Below are 20082 nucleotides of genomic sequence, written 5' to 3'. Positions count from 1 at the left end.
TTCACCACCATGCCGTGGAGGAGATAGGCGTACATGGTGGCCGTGCCGAGCCCGGTGCCCGATCCGGCCGGATCGGGCGGCACGCCGCGGACGAGGGGGGCTGGGCATGAGGCCGGACGGCGTTCTGCCCGTCGAGCTTCCCGACGTCGTACGGGAGGCGCTGCTGGCGCCGCTGGTGGACCAGAACTGTCACGGTGTGCGCCGCGACGACCTGAACCGGGCGCGGTTCGAGACGCTGCTCACCGAGACGGGCGTCCCGGCGCCCCCCGGCACCACGCACTTCGACACGCCGGTCGGCGCGGCGGTCCGCCGCTGGTGCGCGCCCGTCCTGGATCTCCCCCCGCACGTGCCGCCGGCCGTCTACCTGGCCCGGCGGGCGGAGCTGGGGGCCGCCGAGGTGAACCGGCGGCTGCTGGGCGCCGCCGGGATCGCCACCTTCCTGTTCGACGACCTCGACGGGGGCGGCGAGGCCGGCGGCCCCGGCGGCCCCGGCGGCTCCGGCGAGTTCGGCGAGTTCGGCGGGCCCGGCGATCCCGAGGTGCTTCCGCCGGCGGAGATGGGGCACGCGTGCGGGGCGAACGCCGTCCAGGTCGCGCACGTCGAGCGGGCCGAGGAGGAGGTCGCAGGGAACGCGGTCTCCGCGGTCGGCTACGTCTCGGCCCTCTCCCAGGGGCTCGCCGCGCGGGCCGCCGCGGCCGTCGCCCTGAAGTCGGTCACCGCCCACCGGACGGGCGCGCGGCTCGACGTGGCCAGGCCGAGCCGGGGAGCGGTCATCTCCGCGGCCGCCCGGCGGCTGGCCCGCCCGGGAGAGGGGCTCACCGACCAGGTGCTGCTGCGCCACCTGCTCTGGACGGCCGCGGACGTCGCCAGGGAGTACGGGCGGCCGCTGCAGTTCCTCGCCGGCCACGCCGGTCCCGCCACCGATCTCGTCGTGGCCGTGCAGCCGATGGGCGTGCCCGTCGTCCTGCTGCGCTGCCATCCGTTCCACCGCCGTGCCGCCCAGCTGGCGAGCTCCCTGCCGCACGTCTACATCGACGTGGGGGCCGCGCCGGCCCGTGGCGTGACCGGATCGGCCTCGGTGATGGCGGAACTGCTGGAGTCGGTGCCGTTCCACCGGCAGGTGTTCGGCTCCGGCGGTCGCGGCGTGGCCGAGACCTGCCATCTCGGTGCCCTGCACTACCGGCGCGGCCTGGCCGGGGCGCTGGCCGCGCGACTGGCCGACGGCGAGTGGAGCGTCGCCGACGCCGCCCGGGTGGCCCAGATGATCGGCTCCGGCAACGCCCGCCGCCTCTACCGGCTGTGAGGCCCCCGACGGGAGCCCGCCGACCCCGTGGGCCTTCCGGAGACCGGGGCCTTGCGGAGAGCGGGGCCTTCCGAGGTCGTGGGATCCCGGGGGGCCGGGGGTCTTCGGCTTCCGGGGAGGCGGAAGCTCTAGGATGTGGCGCGACCGACGACGTGATGAGGGGGAGCCAGGTGGCGGACGACGAGGCGGCGGCGCGTTTTCTCGACGACGTGACGGTGGAGCTGGTCAAGCACAGCGCCTCCGACTCCGACGTGCTCTGGGCCGCGCGCGTCTCGACCGCGGGGGAGCAGTCGCTGGAGGAGGCCGGCAAGGACCCGGCGCGCTCGAAGGGCCTGATCAACTTCCTGATGCGCGACCGGCACGGCAGCCCCTTCGAGCACAACTCGATGACCTTCCTCGTCTCGGCGCCGATCTTCGTCTTCCGTGAGTTCCACCGTCACAGGGCTGGTTGGTCCTACAACGAGGAGAGCGGGAGATATCGCGAGCTTCGTCCGTTTTTCTACGTCCCTGGGCCGGAGCGAAAGCTCGTCCAGGAGGGAAAGCCCGGACAGTACGTCTTCGTCGAGGGCAGCGCCGAGCAGCACAAGATCGTCACTGAGGCGATGGAGTCGTCGTACCGGGCCTCCTACGCCGCCTACCGGGAGATGCTGGAGGCCGGGATCGCCCGCGAGGTGGCCAGGGCCGTGCTGCCCGTCGGCCTGTTCTCCTCCATGTACGCCACCTGCAACGCCCGCTCGCTCATGCACTTCCTGTCGCTGCGCACCAAGAACGAGCAGGCCAAGGTGCCCTCGTTCCCGCAGCGCGAGATCGAGATGGTGGCCGAGAAGATGGAGGCCGCATGGGCGGGGCTGATGCCCCTCACGCACGAGGCCTTCGTGGCCGCCGGGCGCGTCGCCCCGTGACGATCGCCCCGTGACGACGGCGCGCCGCCCCCGGTGACGACGATCTGACGGGGGACGACCATCGGGGGCCACCCGTCCCCCGGGGCCGCTCACCGGGCCGGCCGGTGTCGCCCGCGGGGCTTCGTGCCCGGCCGGTGTCGCCCACCGGGCTTCGTGCCCGGCCGGGGGCTCCACCGGGTCAGCCGGTGGTCTCCTGGCGGCGGGAGAGGGCCGGCAGGACGAAGATCTCGGCGCCCGGGGGCAGTTCGCAGTCGAGGCCGCCGAGGTGGCGGGCGTTCTCGCCGCAGACGAACATGGTGATGTGACGGCGGATACCGCCGTAGTCGTCACGCAGGCGTTGCTCGAGGGCCGGGTGGACGCGGCGCAGGGTGTCCAGGGCGGAGCCCAGGGTCGGGTGCCCGTCCTCCCGGTCGGCGACGGCGAAAACGCGGATCTCGGAGGGGCCGGAGGTCTCGCCCGCCCAGTGCCGGAGCGGGGCGGGGAGGACGAAGGTCACGAGCGTGACGGGCCTGGCCATCGGCTCAGCGCGCCGAAGCGGACACGACGGGCACGGACGGCGGGCACGCCGACGGGCACGCCGGCGGGGTACGGCGGCCGCTGGGCGGCGCGGGTGGCGGGCAGGTGAAGCGGGCACGACGGCCATGGGGCGGCGCGGGTGGCGGGCACGCGAAGGGGGCACGAGGGCCGCGGGTCGGCGCGTGCCGCGGGTGCTCCCGGGCGGGCCACCGGCGGAGGGAGCCGGGGGCGGGCTCACGCGGCCGGACGGTCCTCACCGAGGGACCGTGCGGGCCGTGCGGGCCGTGCGGGTCGGGGGCGGATCCAGGCGGGCGGCGGTCGAGAGGGGGACACGGGCTGGGAGGGGGGCCCTGGCGCATGACCATCTCCTTTCGGATCGGGCCTCATGCTGCCACGCCGTGCCGCTTTCCGCCGGGCTCTGCGGAATCTGCTCGATCGGTTCTGGGCGTTCGCCCCGATTGTCACCCAGGACTCACCGCGCGGATCGCCGCTCAGGATTCACCGTGCGCGACGTCCCGGTGGATGCTCGCCGGAGGCATCCCGCCCCGTACCAGCCTGTCGACCGCCTCGTTGACCATGGCGGCCGGACCGCAGACGTACGCCTCGTGGTCGGCCCAGGAGTGGAAGCGCTCCATCACCTCGGCCACCCGGCCGCGCATGCCGTCGTACCCGGGTTCGTCGGAGACCACGGGCAGCACCCGCAGCCAGGGGAAGGAATCCTCCATCCGTCTCAGGTCGGGCAGGTCGTAGAGCTCCCGGGCGGTGCGGGCGCCGTGGAGCAGGTGGATGTTGGGGCGGCGGCCGGAGGCGATCACATGCTCCACGATCGCCTTGATCGGTGCCAGGCCGGTGCCGCCGGCCACGCAGAGCAGGTCACGCCCGGAGGCGGTGGGCACCATGGTGCCGATCGGGGGGCCGAGCGTCACGGTGTCGCCGATCCGGGTGTGCTGGACCAGCGCGGTGGAGACCCAGCCTCCGGAGATCGCGCGGACGTGCAGGCGCACGGTGTTGTCCGGCCGCGGCGCGTTCGCGATGGAGAACATGCGCCATACCCGCGGCCAGCGCGGGGTCTGCACCGTGACGTACTGCCCGGCAAGGTAGGGCATCCCCTGGGCGAGGCGCAGGGTGATCACCGCGATGTCCGGCGTGCGGCGCTCGTGGTCGATCACCTCGGCGGGCCACCAGGCGGGGGACACCCCGGCGTCCGCCTGGGCGGCATCGATCATGAGATTGGCCGCGGCGGTGTACGCGGACACCCAGGCCGCCTCCATGTCGGTGTCCCAGACCTCGGCGGCGAAACGCCTGGCCGTGGCGAGCAGCGCGTTGCCGATGGCGGTGTAGTGCTCGGCGATCACCCCGTACTTGCGGTGGTCGCGCCCGAGCTGGCCGAGGAACGAGGACATGCCGTCCGGGCTGTCCACGCTCCACACGATCCTGGTCAGCGCGCCGAACAGGCGGTCGCGCTGGACGTCCATCGCCGGTGGGAACATCGCCCGCAGGTGCGGGTTCTCGGCGAACAGGCGCCCGTAGAAGTACGCCGCGGCCTTGTCCGCGACGGGTTCGATGAGGGCGAAGCTTTCCTTGACGAGACGCGGATTCAGCGACATTTAACGAACCCACCCTAATTGATCGGATCAGCGTCCGATCATGTGATTCCACCTCCCTGACGGTTCCGGGTGACGAGTGATCGGCGGCCCCGGCACATCCGGTCACTCGATATTTGAGTCTTCCATCACCATGAGGCCGTCACAACCGTTTCTCCGCAATATGGTGGGAAATCTAACCGTCGGTAATGGTGGGGTTATTTTGTGTCATTACCGAATCCGGTTCGCCGATAAAGCCGAAAAAGAATCGCGTTCAATTTTATTGACGTCTTTACAGGTCGTGGGGGAATGGGTCATCGCCGCGTTCCCGGTGGCCGGGCCGGTGAACTCGCCGCGGGGTGACGATTGAGGGGGGCCGGCGAGACGACACTGATACCTCGGACGTGTGACATGACCGAAATCGGGTGCGTCATGATAGGGGATCCGCTGGAGATGGGATCGGTGCTGTCCGAAACCGGGGGCGCCGCCTCGCGTACGGCCCTGGGAGAACACATGTCCCGACCCCTGATCGGTGTCACCGCCTACCTCGAGGCCGCCCGCTGGGGTGACTGGGTCAAGGAGGCGGTCCTGTCGCCCGCGTCGTACGCGAGGGCCGTGGAGAAGGCGGGCGGCGCGCCGGTGCTGCTGCCCCCGCTCGGCCCCGGCGGCGCCGGCGCCTACGTCCGCGGCCTGTCCGGGGTGATCCTGGCAGACGGCGGCGAGCTGGACCCCACCCTGTACGGGGCCGCCCGCGAGGACCGGGCCGGCGCCCCCCAGCCGCACCGCGACCGCTTCGAGCTGGCGCTGGCCCGCGCCGCCGTCCGTTCCGGCCTGCCGCTGCTCGCGGTGGGCCGGGGCATGCACGTGCTGAACGTCGCCCAGGGCGGGGACCTGATCCCGTGGCTGCCCGACGTGGTCGGCCACGACCGGCACGCCACCCCGGGGACGCACCTCGTCCAGATCGGCCTCTCCAGCGGGCTCGGCCGGGTGCTGGGCGACCGGGTCGAGGTGACCGCCCCGCACCGCCAGGCGATCAGGCGGCTGGGCACCGGGCTGCTCGCCGTGGCCTGGGCCGACGACCAGATCGTCGAGGGTGTCGAGCTCCAGGGGCACCGCTTCTGCCTGGGCGTGCAGTGGCACCCCGAGCGCACCGGCGACAACCGGCTCGTCGAGGCGCTGCTGGAGGCCGCCCGCCCCTGATCACGCGTGATCTCGGCGGGTATGGTGCGTTCATGCCCTTGCACCCGCAGGCCGAGGCCTACCTGAAACTCTTCCGGACCGACCTCGGGGTCCCGCTCTCGACGCTCACCCCGGAGGCGATCGCGCGACTCCGGACGCTGGACGCCTTCGCCGAGCAGCGCGGCCCGATCATCCCCCTCCCCGTGGTCAGGGACGACCTGGCCGGCGGCGTCCCGGTGCGGGTCTACCGGCCCGAGGAGGGCGACCGCCCCCTGCCCGCGCTCGTCTACCTGCACGGCGGGGGCTGGGTCTTCGGGAGCGTCGACCGCAACGACGCGCTGGGCCGCGACCTCGCGGTGCGCACCGGCGCGGTCGTGATCTCGGTCGACTACCGCCTCGCCCCCCACCACCCCTTCCCGGCGGCGGCCGACGACGCCTGGAGCGCCGTCCAGGACGTCTTCGCCCGCCCGGACGCCTACGGGGCCGATCCCGGGCGCGTCGCGGTCTGCGGCGACAGCGCCGGCGGCAACCTCGCGGCCGTGGCCGCCTGGCGGGCCAGGGACGCCGGGCTCCGGCTGGTCCACCAGGTGCTCGTCTACCCGATCGCCGACGTGGCGATGGACACCCCGAGCTACACGACCTACGCCACCGGCTTCGGGCTCGGCGCCGACGAGATGGCCTGGTTCGTCTCCTGCTACGGCGGGGACCCGGACGATCCCCGGCTCGCCCCGGCCCGCCTGGCCGACAGGGCCGGGCTGGCCCCGGCGACGGTGATCACGGCCGAGTGCGACCCGCTCCGCGACGAGGGCGAGGCCTACGCCGCCCGGCTCGCCGAGGCCGGGGTGCCGGTCGAGGCCCGCAGGTACGAGGGGGCCATCCACGGCTTCTTCGGCCTGCCGGGCTTCTTCGACCAGGCCGCCGAGGCGCGCGAGTACGCCGCCGCCCGATTGACGGAGGCGTTCCGGTGAGGGAGTACGAGAAGCTCAGGTGTGACTGGGCCGCCCCCGGCGTGCTCAGGATCGTGATCAGCGAGCCGCGCCGCCTGAACGCGGTGGACATGACCGGCCACCGCGAGCTGGCCGAGATCTGGCGCGAGGCCGACCGTGACGACGAGGTGCGCGCGGTGCTCGTCCGCGGCGAGGGCGAGGCGTTCTCCGCGGGCGGCGACCTGTCGATGATCGAGGAGATGACGCGCGACCACGCCGTGCGCATGCGCGTCTTCACCGAGGCCCGCGACATCGTCTACAACGTGATCAACTGCTCCAAGCCCGTCGTGTCGGCCATCCAGGGCCCGGCGGTGGGCGCCGGGCTCGCCGTCGCGCTGCTGGCCGACATCTCCGTCGCGGGCCGCGGCGCGCGCGTCATCGACGGCCACACCCGGCTGGGGGTCGCGGCCGGTGACCACGCCGCCATCGTCTGGCCGCTGCTGTGCGGCATGGCCAAGGCCAAGTACCACCTGCTGCTCTGCGAGCCGGTGACCGGCGAGCAGGCCGAGGCGATGGGACTGGTCAGCCTCTGCGTCGACGACGACCTGGTGCACGAGCGGGCCCTGGAGATCGCGGTCCGCCTGGCCGAGGGCTCCGCCGAGGCGATCCGGCTGACCAAGTACTCCCTCAACAACTGGCTCCGCATGGCCGGTCCCTCCTTCGACGCCTCGCTGGCGATGGAGTTCCTCGGCTTCACCGGCCCGGACGTCGCCGAGGGGGTGCGCGCCCTGCGCGAGAAGCGCCCGCCGTCCTTCGGCTGAACGGGTTCACGCGCCGGGCCGGAACCTCCCGTGCAGGGCGGCCAGCCCGGGCTCGAAGACGCCCCTGACGAAGACCTTGTCCAGCTTCGCCACGTCGTCGGCGGCGAAGGTGGCCGACCACTCCACGAACGCCCGGCCGCTGTCGGTGACCGGTGACACCCGGTAGACCGCGCGGTAGTCGCGGACCGGCAGCGGGCACTCCAGGATCTCGTACGTCGCCGAGCGCGAGTCGTCGTCGAGGGTGAGCAGGCGTTCCCTGTAGACGCCGCCGAGCCCCTCCAGCCGGCGTACCGTGCCCGGCCGCGAGTCGCCGCCCTCCTCGATCACGCAGAGGTCGATCCCCGGCAGCCACTCGGCCAGGTTGCCGAAGTCCCTCAGATAACCCCACACCTCGTCGGCGGGGGCGTCGACCACCGTGCTCGCGTACGCCGACATCGGCCACTCCTTCGTGCTCGCCCGGTCATGGCGACCGTGGTCATTCCCATCCGCCGCGCCGGGCAACCGGTCAGAAACTGCGGGGGAGCCCGAGCACCTGGGTGGCCAGGTGGTTGAGCAGCAGTTCCTCGGTGACCGGGGCGACCCTGCCGATGCGGGCGTCGGCCAGCAGCCGGGCCACCGGGTACTCCAGCGAGTAGGCCATCCCGCCGTGCGTCTGGAAGGCGTGGTCGGCCGCCTCCCAGGCCGCCTGGGAGGCGGTCAGCTTGGCGATGTTGGCCTCGGTGCCGCAGGGCAGCCCGCGGTCGAACAGCCAGGCGGCCTTGTAGAGCATCAGCCTGGCCAGCTCGATCTTCGCCTTGACCTGGGCGAGCGGGAAGGCGATGGCCTGGTTGGCGCCGATCGGGCGGCCGAAGACCTCGCGCTCCTTGGCGTACTTCACGGCCACCCGCAACGCCACCTCGGCGCCGCCGAGCCCGGAGGCGGCGAGCAGGACGCGCTCGGGGTTGAGGATGTCCCACAGCACCCGGGCGCCCTGGTCGACCTCGCCCACCACGTTCCGCTCCGGCACCCGCAGCTCGTCGATGAAGACCATGTTGGACGGGGTGGTGTTCGCCCCCATCTTCGGGATCGGCCGGAAGGACAGCCGCCCGGCGGTGACCGCCTCGGGGACGTTCACCAGCAGGACGGTCAGGCCGTTGCTGCGGGGCCTGGCCTCGGCGGCCGGGACGGTCCGGGTGACCAGGAGCATCCAGGTGGCGCGCTGCACGCCGGTGATCCAGATCTTCTGGCCCGAGACGACGAACTCGGCGCCGTCGCGGCGGGCGAAGGTGGAGATGCCCAGGGCGTTGGACCCGGCGTCCGGCTCGGTCAGCGCGAAGCAGGTCTCCAGCTCGCCGACGGCCATGGGGGGCAGCAGCTCGTCGCGCTGCCACGCGCTGCCGTGCCTGGCCAGGGTCAGCGCGCCGAACCCGGGGGTGAGCACGTAGGTGAAGGCCGAGCCCCCGGCCGAGCCGGAGGCCGAGAGGGTCTCGGTGGCCACGGCCAGCTCCAGCAGGCCTTGGCCGCCGCCCCCGTACTCCTCGGGGACGGCCAGGCCGAGCCAGCCGCCCTTCGCCAGGTCCCGCCAGACCTCCTCCGGCCAGCGCTTCTCGCTCTCGCAGCGCTGCCAGTAGTCCAGGTCGTAGCGGGCGCAGATGTCGCCCACGCCGCGCTGGACGGCCAGGGCGCTCTCCGGAAGGGTGAAGTCCACGTGATCAGCTCCGTTCTCGTTGCGGGCGCAATGATAGAACGAAGTTCGGTCGGTCTCCAGCGTGACGTCAGGCCGGGGAGCCGGACGCCTGGCGGGGCCTGCGCGCGTGGTAGACGAAGGCGGGGGGCACGTTCCGCCACACCGTACGGCCCAGGACGACCTCCTCGAACGTGTCCGTCAGCCGCCTGCGGAAGCGCCGCGCCGGGGGGAGCCGCTTGGCGAAGCTGTAGGCGAAGGTGGTGAAGGCCGTGTTCGGCCCCATGGCCGCGGTGACCGCGTCCAGCAGCCGGGCCTGCGTCTCCTCGGAGAACGCCGCCCAGGGGAGCCCGCTCACGATCACGTCGGCCTCGGGCAGGCCGCGCTCCCGCAGCAGCTGCGGCAGCCGCGCCGCGTCGTCGACCACGACGTCCACCCCCGGGTTCCTGGAGGCGAGGAAGTCGGCCAGGCTGGGATTGATCTCGACGGCCAGATGATGGCCGCGCCCTCCCAGGCGGCGCTGGATCTCCGCGGTGAACGCCCCCGTCCCGGGACCGAGCTCGACGATCACGGGGTCACCCCGGTGCGGGACGGACGAGGTCACCGTCTCGGCGAGCCGCCGCGAACTCGGTGCCACCGCTCCGACGGTTCCCGGCGAGCGGATCCACTGCCTCAGGAAGAGCGCGGTGTCATTGGTCATGGTGTGAAGGCTAAGGGGTGTGACGGGACACGCGGCGCGTCACTAGTGGTTATTTCGGTCATGTCGCCCCCGTCGGCCCGGTCCTCCCCGGGGGTGGGCCGTACGGCCGCGCGGGCCCGGCACGGGTAGGGTCGGCATCAGGTGCGGGGGAGGGAGAGTGCCGGTGAATCCGGAGGCATCGGGAGCCGAAGATCGTATCTGGACGGTTCCCAACGCGTTGAGCCTGGCCAGGCTCCTGGGCGTGCCCGTTTTCCTCTGGCTGGTGCTCGGCCCGAAGGCCGACGGCTGGGCCGTCGCGCTGCTGATGCTCGCGGGCTTCTCCGACTGGCTGGACGGCAAGATCGCCCGCGCCTGGAACCAGACCAGCAGGCTCGGGCGGTTGCTCGACCCGCTGGCCGACCGGCTCTACATCCTGGCCACCCTGTTCGGCCTCGCCATGCGCGAGATCATTCCCTGGTGGCTGGCCCTGGCCATCCCGCTGCGTGACGTGATGCTGCTCGGCATCCCGCTCATCCTGCGCCGCCTCGGGTACGGCCCGGCGTTGCCCGTGCACTTCCTCGGCAAGGCCGCGACCGCCAACCTTCTCTATGCCTTTCCCCTGTTGTTCCTCGCCTACCACGACCTCTGGTACGCCACGTTCGCCGGGATCGTCGGCTGGTCGCTGGCGATCTGGGGCACCGGCCTGTACTGGTGGTCGGGCGTGCTGTATTGGGTACAGGTGCGTCAGCTGGCACGCGAGGCCAAACGCCTTAAGAGGTGATCTGTGAAGGCCGTCGTCATGGCGGGCGGGGAGGGGACACGGCTCCGGCCGATGACCGCCAACCAGCCGAAGCCCCTATTGCCCGTGATCAACCGGCCGATCATGGAGCACGTGCTGCGCCTGCTGAAGCGGCACGGCTTCACCGAGACCGTGGTCACCGTGCAGTTCCTGGCCGCCCTGGTCCGCAACTACTTCGGTGACGGCGACGAGCTCGGCATGAGCCTGTACTACGCCACCGAGGACATACCGCTGGGCACCGCCGGCAGCGTCAAGAACGCCGCCGACCGGCTCCGCGACGACCGTTTCCTGGTCATCTCCGGCGACGCGCTCACCGACATCGACCTGACCGACATGATCCGCTTCCACCGCGAGAACGGCGCGATGGTCACGATCGGGCTCAAGCGCGTCCCCAACCCGCTGGAGTTCGGCATCGTCATCGTCGACGACCAGGGCCGGGTCGAGCGCTTCCTGGAGAAGCCCACCTGGGGCCAGGTCTTCTCCGACACCGCCAACACCGGCATCTACGTGATGGAGCCCGAGGTCCTGGACGAGATCGCGGCCGGGGAGCCGGTGGACTGGTCGGGCGACGTCTTCCCCCGGCTGCTGGAGCGCGGGGCCCCGCTCTACGGCTACGTGGCCGAGGGCTACTGGGAGGACGTCGGCACCCACGAGAGCTACCTCAAGGCCCAGGCGGACGTCCTGTCGGGGCGGGTCAAGGTCGACATCGACGCCTTCGAGGTCTCGCCGGGCGTCTGGGTCGCCGAGGGCGCCTCGGTGGACGCCGACGCCGTCCTGAAGGGCCCGCTCTACGTCGGCGACTACGCCAAGGTCGAGGCCGGGGCCGAGCTGCGCGAGTACACCGTGCTGGGCAGCAACGCGGTGGTGCGGGAGGGGGCCTTCCTGCACCGCGCGGTCGTCCACGACAACGTCTACGTCGGGCCCAGCGCCCACCTGCGCGGCTGCGTGATCGGCAAGAACACCGACCTGATGACCGCGGCCCGGGTCGAGGAGGGCGCCGTCGTCGGCGACGAGTGCATCATCGAGGCCGAGGCGTACATCTCCTCCGGCGTCAAGATCTACCCGTTCAAGACGATCGAGGCCGGGGCGGTGATCAACAACAGCGTCATCTGGGAGCCGCGCGCCCAGCGCAACCTGTTCGGCCCGCGCGGGGTCTCCGGGCTGGTCAACGTGGAGATCACCCCCGAGCTGTGCGTACGGCTGGCCAGCGCCTACGCCACCACGCTCAAGAAGGGCGCCTCGGTCATCACCTCCCGCGACTCCTCCCGCGCCGCGCGGGCGCTGAAGCGGGCGGTGATCAGCGCCCTGAACGCCAGCGCGATCAACGTGCTCGACCTGGAGGCGTCCCCGCTGCCGGTGGCCCGCTTCCACACCGCCAGGGAGAAGGCGGTCGGCGGCATCGCGCTGCGCACCACCCCGGGGGACCCGCAGAGCGTCGACATCGTGTTCATGGACGAGAACGGCGCGGACCTGTCCCCGCCGGCCCAGCGCAAGCTGGACCGGGTCTTCTCCCGCCAGGAGTTCCGCCGCGCCTTCCCCGGCGAGATCGCCGAGCTGAGCTTCCCGGCCAGGTCGGTGGAGGACTACACGCACGAGCTGCTGCGCCTGGTGGACATCAGCGGGGTCCGCGACGCCGACATGAAGGTCGTGGTCGACTGCGCCGGAGGAACCTCCTCGCTGGTGCTGCCCAGCCTTCTGGGCCGGGTCGGGGTGGACGTGCTGACCGTCAACAACCGCCTGGACGACGCCTCGCCCACCGAGACCCTCGCCGAGCGCCGCCGCGACCTGCAGCGCCTGTCGGAGCTGGTCAGCTCCTCCCGGGCGGCCTTCGGGGTGCGCTTCGACCCGGTGGGGGAGCGGGTGGCGCTGGTGGACGAGATGGGCCAGCTCATCAGCGAGGAGCGCGCCCTGCTGGTGGTGCTCGACCTGGTCGCGGCCGAGCGGCGCGGCGGCCGGGTGGCGCTGCCGGTCACCACCACCCGGGTGGCCGAACAGGTCTGCAGGTTCCACGGGGTCCAGGCCGAGTGGACCGCCACCGCCATCGACGCGCTCACCGCCGCCGCCAGGGGGCCTGAGATGATCTTCGCCGCGGACGGGCGCGGCGGCTTCATCGTCCCGGAGTTCGGCCCCACCGTGGACGGCCTGGCGGTGTTCCTGCGCCTGCTGGGCCTGGTGGCCAGGACCCGCCTGTCGCTCAGCCAGATCGACGCCAGGATCCCCCAGGCCAGGTTGCTGCGCCGTACCGTGCCGACCCCGTGGGCGGCCAAGGGGGCGGTGATGCGATCGGTCATCGAGGCCGCCGAGCACCACCTGATCGACACCACCGACGGGGTGCGGGTGGTCGCCGAGGACGGCGGCTGGGCCCTGGTGCTGCCCGACCCGACCGAGGCGGTCACCCACCTGTGGGCCGAGGGCTTCGACGTCGACTCCGCGCAGGCCATGATCGAACGCTGGGCGCGGGTGGTGGAGGAGGCCGCCGGGGGCTGACGACCCCCGGCACGGCGGTCTCCCCGGGAGCCGGCCCCCGTGCGGACCGGACTCCTCAGGGGTGATCCCACGGCAGGCCCTCCCGGGGGCCGGTCTCCCCGGGGGCGGGTCTCCCCGGGGCTCGTCCTCCCGCGAGCCGGTCTCCCTCCCGGAAACCCTAAAAAAGGATATGAAGCGCATTGAGGACTTTGTCGGGCGTAATGGACCGAGCGAATGCGACAAACACAGCGCGGCACCATGGACCGGGGACGTACCCCGCTGTAACTTTGTCACCGACCGTACCCGCGGTTCAGCGTCAACCTTGACCTTCGCGTCTCATCACTGTATGTTGCGGCATTCGCAGTCTGAGAAATCCCTTGAGAAGCGAAGAAGCGAGGCGCGCATCACTGAGCACCGTTGCCGCGTCTTCGCGGTAGGAGGCCGAGCCGATCGATGCCGAGCGTCTACTGCACGCAGTGCGGTCATGCCAACCCTGAGGATGCCCGTTTCTGTTCCCGATGCGGGTCGCCGCTTACCAGGTCCGACACACCCGGAGACAGCACGTCGACGATCTCCCTCTCCGGGATCGAGGCCTACGAGGCGGAGACCGGGGAGACGCTTCTCGCCGAACGGCAGGCCGTGGAGCAGTTGCCTCCCGGCAGCGCGTTGCTGGTGGCGATGCGCGGCCCCAACGCCGGCAGCCGGTTCCTGCTCGACAGCGACCTCACCACCGTGGGCCGCCATCCCGAGAGCGACATCTTCCTCGACGACATCACGGTCTCGCGCCGCCACGTGGAGTTCTACCGGCGCGGCGGCGGGGTCTTCACCGTCCGTGACGTCGGTAGCCTGAACGGCACGTACGTGAACCGGGAGCGCATCGAGGAGGTCCCGCTCTACGGCGGCGACGAGGTGCAGATCGGCAAGTTCCGCCTCGTCTTCCTCACCCGCGGCGCCGCTGGAGGATGATGAGCTCGCAGGCCGCTCGTGCGCACATGAGCATCGGGGAGGTGCTCGCCCTCCTGCAGGGCGAGTTCCCCGATGTCAGCATCTCCAAGATTCGCTTCCTGGAGGGCGAGGGGCTGATCGAACCGGAGCGCAGTCCCTCCGGGTACCGCAAGTTCACCTACGCCGACGTCGAGCGGCTCCGCTACATCCTCAGCGAGCAGCGGGACCGCTACCTGCCGCTGCGGGTGATCAAGGACCGGCTGGAGGCCGCCGACCGCGAGGAGCGCCCCCCGGCCCCGCCGCGGGCCGTCCCCGGCGAGGGGCCCGGAGAGGTCCGCCTCACCCGTGACGAGCTGCTGCGCGCCGCCGAGCTCGACGAGGACACCCTCGCCGAGCTGGAGGACTACGGGCTGCTGGCAGCCGTGGCCCGCTACTACGACGCCGAGGCGCTCGCCGTGGCCCGCAGCGTCGGCGCCCTGGCCGCCTTCGGCCTGCGCGCCCGCCACCTGCGGGCCGTCAGGGCCGCCGCGGAACGTGAGGCCGGGCTGGTGGAGCAGGCCGTGGCGCCCCTGCTGCGCCGCCGCGGGCCTGGTGCGATCGACCAGGCCGACGAGACGGCCAGGGAGATCTCCGGCCTGTTACTGGAATTGCACGCCTCACTCCTGCGTTCGGGCGTTCGTGGGGCACTGGGCCGGTGAGAACCTGACCAGGCACTCGTACCCCCACGAGTGTTACGTTGAACAAACCGGTCGGAATCCAGCGAAGCGGAGCAGCCCGTGTTGCAGATGGAGGTCGTGGGCGTTCGAGTCGAGATGCCCTCCAACCAGCCGATCGTCTTGTTGAAGGAGGCGCAGGGGGAGCGTTACCTGCCCATCTGGATCGGCATGACCGAGGCCACGGCGATCGCCATGGCCCAGGCCGAGGAGCCACCGCCTCGGCCGCTGACCCATGACCTGTTCCGGGACGTGCTCGACGGCCTCGGGGTCCGGCTGAACACGGTCAACATCGTCGCCCTGCGCGACGGGATCTTCTTCGCCGACCTGGTCTTCTCCAACGGGGTCGAGGTGAGCGCGCGTCCCTCCGACTCGATCGCCCTGGCACTGCGCACCGGCGCACGTATCTTCGCGAGCGAGGAGGTCGTCCGGGAGGCGGGAGTGATCATTCCCGACGACCAGGAGGACGAGGTGGAGAAGTTCAGGGAGTTCCTTGACACGATCACGCCGGAGGACTTCGGCCGCGCGGGGTAGGAATTTCGGTGCATTTACGCTTCACGACGCGCCGGGTGGGGTCGTTGACTGGACTTGGCCCCAGTCCTACGGTGCAAGTGAACCCCACGGCCGTGCGTAAACCCCCAGATCAGGCCGTGGGATGAGAGAAAGCCGGAGGTCCGCGTGGCGGTCAGCAGCGGCGAGGGTAGAAACGCCGATCAGGATGACCCGGAACGGCGCCAGTCGGCACGTCAGCGCGCGGGTGAAGAGGGTCTGCTGTTCGACGGGGAACCGGTGAACACACCCGCCGATCTCGGCTACCGGGGCCCGACGGCCTGTTCCGCGGCCGGGATCACCTACCGGCAACTCGACTACTGGGCGCGCACCGGCCTGGTCGAGCCCACCGTGCGGGCCGCGCACGGCTCGGGCTCCCAGCGGCTGTACGGCTTCCGCGACATCCTGGTCCTCAAGGTCGTCAAGCGCCTCCTCGACACCGGCGTCTCCCTCCAGCAGATCCGCATCGCCGTGCAGCACCTGCGCGACCGGGGTGTCAACGACCTCGCGGGGATCACCCTGATGAGCGACGGGGTGAGCGTCTACGAGTGCACCTCGCCCGACGAGGTCATCGACCTCCTCCAGGGCGGCCAGGGGGTCTTCGGCATAGCGCTCGGACGGGTCTGGCAGGAGGTGGAGGGCTCCCTCGCGGATCTTCCCGGCGAACGCGCGGAGTCGGGCGCCGGCCCTTTAGGCGATCATCAGGCCGATGAACTGGCCCGGCGCCGCAGAGCGCGACGAACCGGGTAAACTCGGACTCGCCATTGACCCTGTGCGGGAGAGACCCCGGCACGGCCGGGGCGCCGAAGGAGCAACCTCCCCGGAATCTCTCAGGCACCCTGTACCGCACGGACGAGGCAACTCTGGAAAGCAGGCGCGCCTGCCAGGCGTGACTCACCGACGGTGCAAGCCTCCCGTCCCCGGGCAGGTGAAGCTCTCAGGTCGCGGCGGCAGCCGTGATGACAGAGGGGGAGACTCCGGCCGCACGCCCGCGCCCGGCGCCGGTCTCCACCCCGTCTGGGAGGCTTTCCATGACCGATCTGTCCCCGCTCGGCGAGCTCGCGCCCCCGCCGTTCGCCACCCGCCACATCGGGCCCGACGACGACCAGCAGGCCCGCATGCTGGAGGCGGTCGGGTTCGCCTCCGTCGCCGACATGATCGCGGTGGCCGTGCCCGAGGCGATCCGCTCGGCCGAGCGGCTGAACCTGCCCCCGGCGGCCTCCGAGACCGAGGCCCTGGCCGAGCTGCGCGTCCTGGCCGGGCGCAACACCGTGCTCACCTCCATGATCGGCCTGGGCTACCACGACACGGTCACCCCCGCCGTCATCCGCCGCAACCTCCTGGAGAACCCGGGCTGGTACACCGCGTACACGCCCTACCAGCCGGAGATCTCCCAGGGCCGCCTGGAGGCCCTGCTGAACTTCCAGACCGTGATCTCGGACCTGACCGCCCTGGACGTCGCCGGGGCCTCCCTGCTGGACGAGGCCACCGCCGCCGCCGAGGCGATGACCCTGGCCAGGCGCGCGGGCCGCACCCCGTCGAAGGTGTTCGTGGTCGACGCCGACGCGCTGCCGCAGACCAAGGCGGTGCTGCGCACCCGCGCCGAGCCGCTCGGCATCGAACTGGTCGAGAGCGACCTGGCCGGTGAGCTGCCCGACTGCTTCGGCGTGCTCGTGCAGTACCCCGGCGCGAGCGGCCGGATCCACGACTTCCGCGCCGTGGCCGAGGCCGCCCACGCCCGCGGCGCCCAGGTGGTCGCCGCCGCCGACCTGCTGGCCCTCACCCTGCTGACTCCCCCCGGCGAGCTCGGCGCCGACATCGCGATCGGCTCCTCGCAGCGCTTCGGCGTCCCACTGGGCTTCGGCGGCCCCCACGCGGCCTACATGGCGGTCCGCGAGGGCCTCCAGCGCCAGATGCCCGGCCGCCTGGTCGGCGTCTCCGTGGACGCCGACGGGCGCCCGGCCTACCGGCTCGCGCTGCAGACCCGCGAGCAGCACATCCGCCGCGAGAAGGCCACCAGCAACATCTGCACCGCGCAGGTCCTGCTGGCGGTGATCGCCGGCATGTACGCCGTCCACCACGGCCCCGAGGGCCTGCGCAGGATCGGCCGCCGCGTCCACCGGCACGCCGTGGTGCTGGCCGAGGGCCTGCGCCAGGGCGGCGTCGAGGTGGTGCACGACACCTTCTTCGACACCGTGCTCGCCCGGGTGCCCGGCAGGGCCGCGGCGATCGTCGCCACCGCCCTGGACAACGGCGTGAACCTGCGCCTGGTCGACGACGACCACGTGGGCGTCACCTGCGACGAGCGGACCGAGCTGCTGCACCTGGAGCAGGTCCTGGCCGCCTTCGAGGTCACCGGGATCATCCCGGCGGACCTGGACGCCGCCGCGCACGACGCGCTGCCCGCCTCGCTGGCGCGCACCGGCGACTACCTGACCCACCCGGTCTTCCACGACCACCGCTCCGAGACGGCCATGCTGCGCTACCTGCGCCGCCTCCAGGACAAGGACGTCGCGCTCGACCGGTCGATGATCCCGCTGGGCTCCTGCACGATGAAGCTCAACGCGACCACCGAGATGGAGCCGATCACCTGGCCGGAGTTCGCCGGCCTGCACCCCTACGCCCCCGCCGACCAGACCCGGGGCTACCTGGAGCTGATCGCCGAGCTGGAGCGCTGGCTGGCAGAGGTCACCGGCTACGACGCCGTGTCGCTCCAGCCGAACGCCGGCTCCCAGGGCGAGTTCGCCGGGCTGCTGGCCATCCGCGCCTACCACGCCGCGCGCGGCGAGTCCGAGCGCGACGTCTGCCTCATCCCCTCCTCCGCGCACGGCACCAACGCCGCCAGCGCCGTCATGGCGGGCATGCGGGTCGCCGTGGTGGCCTGCGACGACGAGGGCAACGTCGACGTCGGCGACCTGGTCGCGAAGATCGACAAGCACCGTGACCGGCTCGCCGCGATCATGGTGACCTACCCGTCCACGCACGGCGTGTACGAGGAGACGATCGTCCGGGTCTGCGAGCTGGTGCACGAGGCCGGCGGGCAGGTCTACGTCGACGGCGCCAACCTCAACGCGCTGGTCGGCCTGGCCAGGCTGGGCGAGTTCGGCGCGGACGTCTCCCACCTCAACCTGCACAAGACCTTCTGCATCCCGCACGGTGGCGGTGGCCCCGGGGTCGGGCCGGTCGCGGTCCGCTCCCACCTCGCCGGCTACCTGCCGGGCCACCCGCTGCGCGCGGGCGCCGGCGACGGGAAGGGCGTCGGCCCGGTCGCGGCCGCCCCGTACGGCTCGGCCGGCATCCTGCCCATCTCCTGGGCCTACATCCGGATGATGGGCGCCGACGGCCTCAAGGCGGCCACCGAGCAGGCCATCCTGTCGGCCAACTACCTGGCCCGCAGGCTCAGCCCGCACTACCCGGTCCTCTACACCGGCCGGGGCGGCCTGGTGGCCCACGAGTGCATCGTGGACCTGCGCCAGATCACCAAGGAGACCGGCGTGACCGTCGACGACGTGGCCAAGCGCCTGGTCGACTACGGCTTCCACGCGCCGACCATGTCGTTCCCCGTCGCCGGGACGCTGATGATCGAGCCGACCGAGAGCGAGGACCTGGCCGAGCTCGACCGGTTCTGCGAGGCGATGATCGCCATCCGCGGCGAGATCGCCAAGGTCGCCTCCGGCGCGTACGAGAAGACCGACAACCCGCTGCGCAACGCCCCGCACACGGCGGACAGCCTGGCCGCCGACGAGTGGGAGCACGCCTACACCCGCACCGAGGCGGCCTACCCGCTGCCGTCGCTGCGCGAGGGCAAGTACTGGCCGCCGGTCCGGCGCATCGACCAGGCCTACGGCGACCGCAACCTGGTCTGCTCCTGCCCCCCGCTGGAGTCCTACGAGGACTGATCCTTCACCACGCGGGATCCGGGAGGGCCCGGGTCCCGGGCGGATCCGGGCCGCTCCCGTGCGGCCCGGCCCGGGAGGCGCCCCGGGAGCGTCCCGGGAGCGCCGCGGGCCGCGCCCGGGTCTCGCCCGGGTCGTGCGCGAACCCCGCGCGGGTACCGTCTCGATCATGCGCGAACCCCGTGTGGGCCGCAGATTCGCGCGGTATGTGCCGGGACGGACGGTGCCCCGAGTCGTTAGGCTCGGGGCGTCTCCTTATCCGGGAAGGACCCTGCATGCCTGAGGTGGACACCCGTCCCTTGGACACCGCGCGAGGACTGGCCGAGTCCGGCGACCTCGACGCCGCCGCCACGATCTTCGCCGAGCTGGCCGCCGATCCCGACGACCCCGATCGCGCCCAGGCGGCGGTGGGTCTCGCGGTCGTGCTCGACGAGCGGGGGGACGTGCCGGGCTCCCGCGCCGCCGCGCGCACCGCCCTGGCGACCGGCCACCCCGAGTTCGCCGCCCAGGCCGCCTGCCTGCTCGCCGGGAGCTTCGAGCGCGAGGGCCTGACCGACCAGGCCCGTGCCGCCTGGCAGGCCGCCCTGGGCGTCGGCCACCCCGCCTACGTCCCCCCGGCGCACATGGCCCTTGCCAGGCTCGCCACCGACGCCCGGGAGGCGGAACGTTCCCTGCGGGACGCGCTGGCCACCGCCGACCCGGAGATCGCCTCCCACGCGGCGCAGCGGCTGGCGGAGGGGTTCCTGGAGGACGGCGAGCCCGGTGAGGCCGCCCGGGCGCTGCTGGAGGCGCTCTCGGTGCCCGGGGTGACCGAGGTGGCGAGGCTGAGGGTGATGCTCGGCATCGCCCACCTGGAGCTGGCGTGCGCCGAGTTCTCGGCCGCGGTCGAGGAGGTCGGCGAAGGCGGCGACGGCGGCGACGGCGGCGACACGGAGACCGGCGCGCTGGCCATCGAACTGCTGGCCCGCACGCTCCCTCTCAGGGGGCGGGACGAGGACGCCGAACGGGTCTGGCGTTACGGCCTCGACAGCGCCGACGCCGATCTCGCCGGTGAGGTCAGACTCCGCCTGGAGCGGGACGCCTGAGACGCGCTCCGGCCCGGGCGGGACCTCCGGGACGGGCACCGGCCTTGGGCGGGACGT

18 protein-coding genes and 1 riboswitch are annotated in these 20082 nt (G+C 72.2%); of the genes, 13 read left to right on the top strand and 5 right to left on the bottom strand.

What is annotated here, in order from left to right; translation table 11 throughout:
* Nucleotides 1-106: 106 nt before the first annotated feature.
* Together AB0G16_RS23105 and thyX are read left to right on the top strand one after the other, a co-directional pair.
* Nucleotides 107-1303, top strand: a complete 1197-nt coding sequence (locus AB0G16_RS23105) for an amidohydrolase (RefSeq protein WP_362808391.1) — start codon at nt 107-109, stop codon at nt 1301-1303.
* A gap of 155 nt (nt 1304-1458) precedes the next feature.
* On the top strand, nt 1459-2205 hold the full coding sequence (gene thyX / locus AB0G16_RS23100; RefSeq protein WP_362808388.1) for an FAD-dependent thymidylate synthase: 747 nt from the start codon (nt 1459-1461) through the stop codon (nt 2203-2205).
* A 178-nt stretch (nt 2206-2383) separates the two neighbouring features.
* Here the strand turns inward: thyX and AB0G16_RS23095 are convergent, their stop codons facing one another.
* Both AB0G16_RS23095 and AB0G16_RS23090 read right to left on the bottom strand, forming a co-directional pair.
* On the bottom strand, nt 2384-2722 hold the full coding sequence (locus AB0G16_RS23095) for a hypothetical protein (RefSeq protein WP_362808385.1): 339 nt from the start codon (nt 2720-2722) through the stop codon (nt 2384-2386).
* Nucleotides 2723-3212: 490 nt separating this feature from the next.
* Nucleotides 3213-4328, bottom strand: a complete 1116-nt coding sequence (locus tag AB0G16_RS23090; protein WP_362808382.1) for a globin domain-containing protein — start codon at nt 4326-4328, stop codon at nt 3213-3215.
* A gap of 489 nt (nt 4329-4817) precedes the next feature.
* Here AB0G16_RS23090 and AB0G16_RS23085 point away from each other — a divergent pair, with 489 nt between their 5' ends.
* From AB0G16_RS23085 to AB0G16_RS23075, 3 genes are read left to right on the top strand one after another with little or no spacing between them, the layout of a single operon-like run.
* Nucleotides 4818-5504, top strand: a complete 687-nt coding sequence (locus tag AB0G16_RS23085) for a gamma-glutamyl-gamma-aminobutyrate hydrolase family protein (RefSeq protein ID WP_362808379.1) — start codon at nt 4818-4820, stop codon at nt 5502-5504.
* 32 nt (nt 5505-5536) lie between these two features.
* Nucleotides 5537-6451: an alpha/beta hydrolase gene (locus AB0G16_RS23080; protein WP_362808376.1), complete on the top strand. Its 915-nt coding sequence runs from the start codon at nt 5537-5539 to the stop codon at nt 6449-6451.
* On the top strand, nt 6448-7230 hold the full coding sequence (locus tag AB0G16_RS23075) for an enoyl-CoA hydratase/isomerase family protein (RefSeq protein WP_362808373.1): 783 nt from the start codon (nt 6448-6450) through the stop codon (nt 7228-7230). The genes AB0G16_RS23080 and AB0G16_RS23075 overlap by 4 nt, the downstream gene beginning before the upstream one ends.
* Before the next feature lie 6 nt (nt 7231-7236).
* Here the strand turns inward: AB0G16_RS23075 and AB0G16_RS23070 are convergent, their stop codons facing one another.
* The 3 genes from AB0G16_RS23070 to AB0G16_RS23060 form a co-directional block, all read right to left on the bottom strand.
* The gene (locus AB0G16_RS23070) at nt 7237-7665 is read right to left on the bottom strand and encodes an SRPBCC family protein (protein WP_362808370.1); all 429 of its coding nucleotides are present in this window, start codon (nt 7663-7665) and stop codon (nt 7237-7239) included.
* A 70-nt stretch (nt 7666-7735) separates the two neighbouring features.
* Entirely contained in the window at nt 7736-8917 is a 1182-nt protein-coding gene (locus AB0G16_RS23065) for an acyl-CoA dehydrogenase family protein (RefSeq protein WP_362808367.1), read from the bottom strand.
* Nucleotides 8918-8984: 67 nt separating this feature from the next.
* Nucleotides 8985-9593 carry a methyltransferase domain-containing protein gene (locus tag AB0G16_RS23060; protein WP_362808364.1) on the bottom strand — a complete coding sequence of 203 codons (609 nt, stop codon included), beginning with the start codon at nt 9591-9593 and terminating at the stop codon, nt 8985-8987.
* 163 nt (nt 9594-9756) lie between these two features.
* Between AB0G16_RS23060 and AB0G16_RS23055 the strand changes: the two genes are divergently transcribed.
* The 8 genes from AB0G16_RS23055 (at nt 9757) to AB0G16_RS23020 (ending at nt 20025) form a co-directional block, all read left to right on the top strand.
* Complete coding sequence (locus AB0G16_RS23055; RefSeq protein WP_344908563.1) at nt 9757-10353, top strand: CDP-alcohol phosphatidyltransferase family protein; 597 nt, start codon at nt 9757-9759, stop codon at nt 10351-10353.
* Between the two features lie 3 nt (nt 10354-10356).
* Nucleotides 10357-12858 (top strand): mannose-1-phosphate guanyltransferase, encoded by a 2502-nt coding sequence (locus AB0G16_RS23050; RefSeq protein ID WP_362808361.1) that lies wholly within the window; start codon nt 10357-10359, stop codon nt 12856-12858.
* Between the two features lie 432 nt (nt 12859-13290).
* Nucleotides 13291-13803: an FHA domain-containing protein gene (locus tag AB0G16_RS23045; RefSeq protein ID WP_344908558.1), complete on the top strand. Its 513-nt coding sequence runs from the start codon at nt 13291-13293 to the stop codon at nt 13801-13803.
* Nucleotides 13804-13829: 26 nt separating this feature from the next.
* Entirely contained in the window at nt 13830-14480 is a 651-nt protein-coding gene (locus AB0G16_RS23040) for a MerR family transcriptional regulator (RefSeq protein ID WP_362808358.1), read from the top strand.
* 78 nt (nt 14481-14558) lie between these two features.
* Nucleotides 14559-15029, top strand: a complete 471-nt coding sequence (locus AB0G16_RS23035) for a bifunctional nuclease family protein (protein WP_362808356.1) — start codon at nt 14559-14561, stop codon at nt 15027-15029.
* 234 nt (nt 15030-15263) lie between these two features.
* A complete protein-coding gene (locus AB0G16_RS23030) occupies nt 15264-15794 on the top strand; it encodes a MerR family transcriptional regulator (protein ID WP_362808403.1) in 531 nt (176 codons plus the stop codon).
* A 15-nt stretch (nt 15795-15809) separates the two neighbouring features.
* A riboswitch (glycine riboswitch) is annotated at nt 15810-15901 on the top strand.
* 174 nt (nt 15902-16075) lie between these two features.
* Nucleotides 16076-18943 carry an aminomethyl-transferring glycine dehydrogenase gene (gene gcvP, locus AB0G16_RS23025; protein WP_362808353.1) on the top strand — a complete coding sequence of 956 codons (2868 nt, stop codon included), beginning with the start codon at nt 16076-16078 and terminating at the stop codon, nt 18941-18943.
* 272 nt (nt 18944-19215) lie between these two features.
* A complete protein-coding gene (locus AB0G16_RS23020) occupies nt 19216-20025 on the top strand; it encodes a hypothetical protein (protein ID WP_362808350.1) in 810 nt (269 codons plus the stop codon).
* The last annotated feature ends 57 nt before the right edge of the window (nt 20026-20082 follow it).

This window comes from Streptosporangium sp. NPDC023615, assembly GCF_040640155.1.
Classification (GTDB): domain Bacteria; phylum Actinomycetota; class Actinomycetes; order Streptosporangiales; family Streptosporangiaceae; genus Streptosporangium.
The sequence above is the reverse complement of the archived record's forward strand: the minus strand, read 5'-3'. Positions and strand labels throughout refer to the sequence as shown.

Excerpts from the sequence above, each read along its gene's own strand:
- AB0G16_RS23105 (WP_362808391.1), top strand. The coding sequence starts at position 107 with ATGAGGCCGGACGGCGTTCTGCCCGTCGAGCTTCCCGACGTCGTACGG.
- thyX (WP_362808388.1), top strand. The coding sequence starts at position 1,459 with ATGAGGGGGAGCCAGGTGGCGGACGACGAGGCGGCGGCGCGTTTTCTC.
- AB0G16_RS23095 (WP_362808385.1), bottom strand. The coding sequence starts at position 2,722 with ATGGCCAGGCCCGTCACGCTCGTGACCTTCGTCCTCCCCGCCCCGCTC.
- AB0G16_RS23090 (WP_362808382.1), bottom strand. The coding sequence starts at position 4,328 with ATGTCGCTGAATCCGCGTCTCGTCAAGGAAAGCTTCGCCCTCATCGAA.
- AB0G16_RS23085 (WP_362808379.1), top strand. The coding sequence starts at position 4,818 with ATGTCCCGACCCCTGATCGGTGTCACCGCCTACCTCGAGGCCGCCCGC.
- AB0G16_RS23080 (WP_362808376.1), top strand. The coding sequence starts at position 5,537 with ATGCCCTTGCACCCGCAGGCCGAGGCCTACCTGAAACTCTTCCGGACC.
- AB0G16_RS23070 (WP_362808370.1), bottom strand. The coding sequence starts at position 7,665 with ATGTCGGCGTACGCGAGCACGGTGGTCGACGCCCCCGCCGACGAGGTG.
- AB0G16_RS23060 (WP_362808364.1), bottom strand. The coding sequence starts at position 9,593 with ATGACCAATGACACCGCGCTCTTCCTGAGGCAGTGGATCCGCTCGCCG.
- AB0G16_RS23045 (WP_344908558.1), top strand. The coding sequence starts at position 13,291 with ATGCCGAGCGTCTACTGCACGCAGTGCGGTCATGCCAACCCTGAGGAT.
- AB0G16_RS23040 (WP_362808358.1), top strand. The coding sequence starts at position 13,830 with ATGAGCATCGGGGAGGTGCTCGCCCTCCTGCAGGGCGAGTTCCCCGAT.
- gcvP (WP_362808353.1), top strand. The coding sequence starts at position 16,076 with ATGACCGATCTGTCCCCGCTCGGCGAGCTCGCGCCCCCGCCGTTCGCC.
- AB0G16_RS23020 (WP_362808350.1), top strand. The coding sequence starts at position 19,216 with ATGCCTGAGGTGGACACCCGTCCCTTGGACACCGCGCGAGGACTGGCC.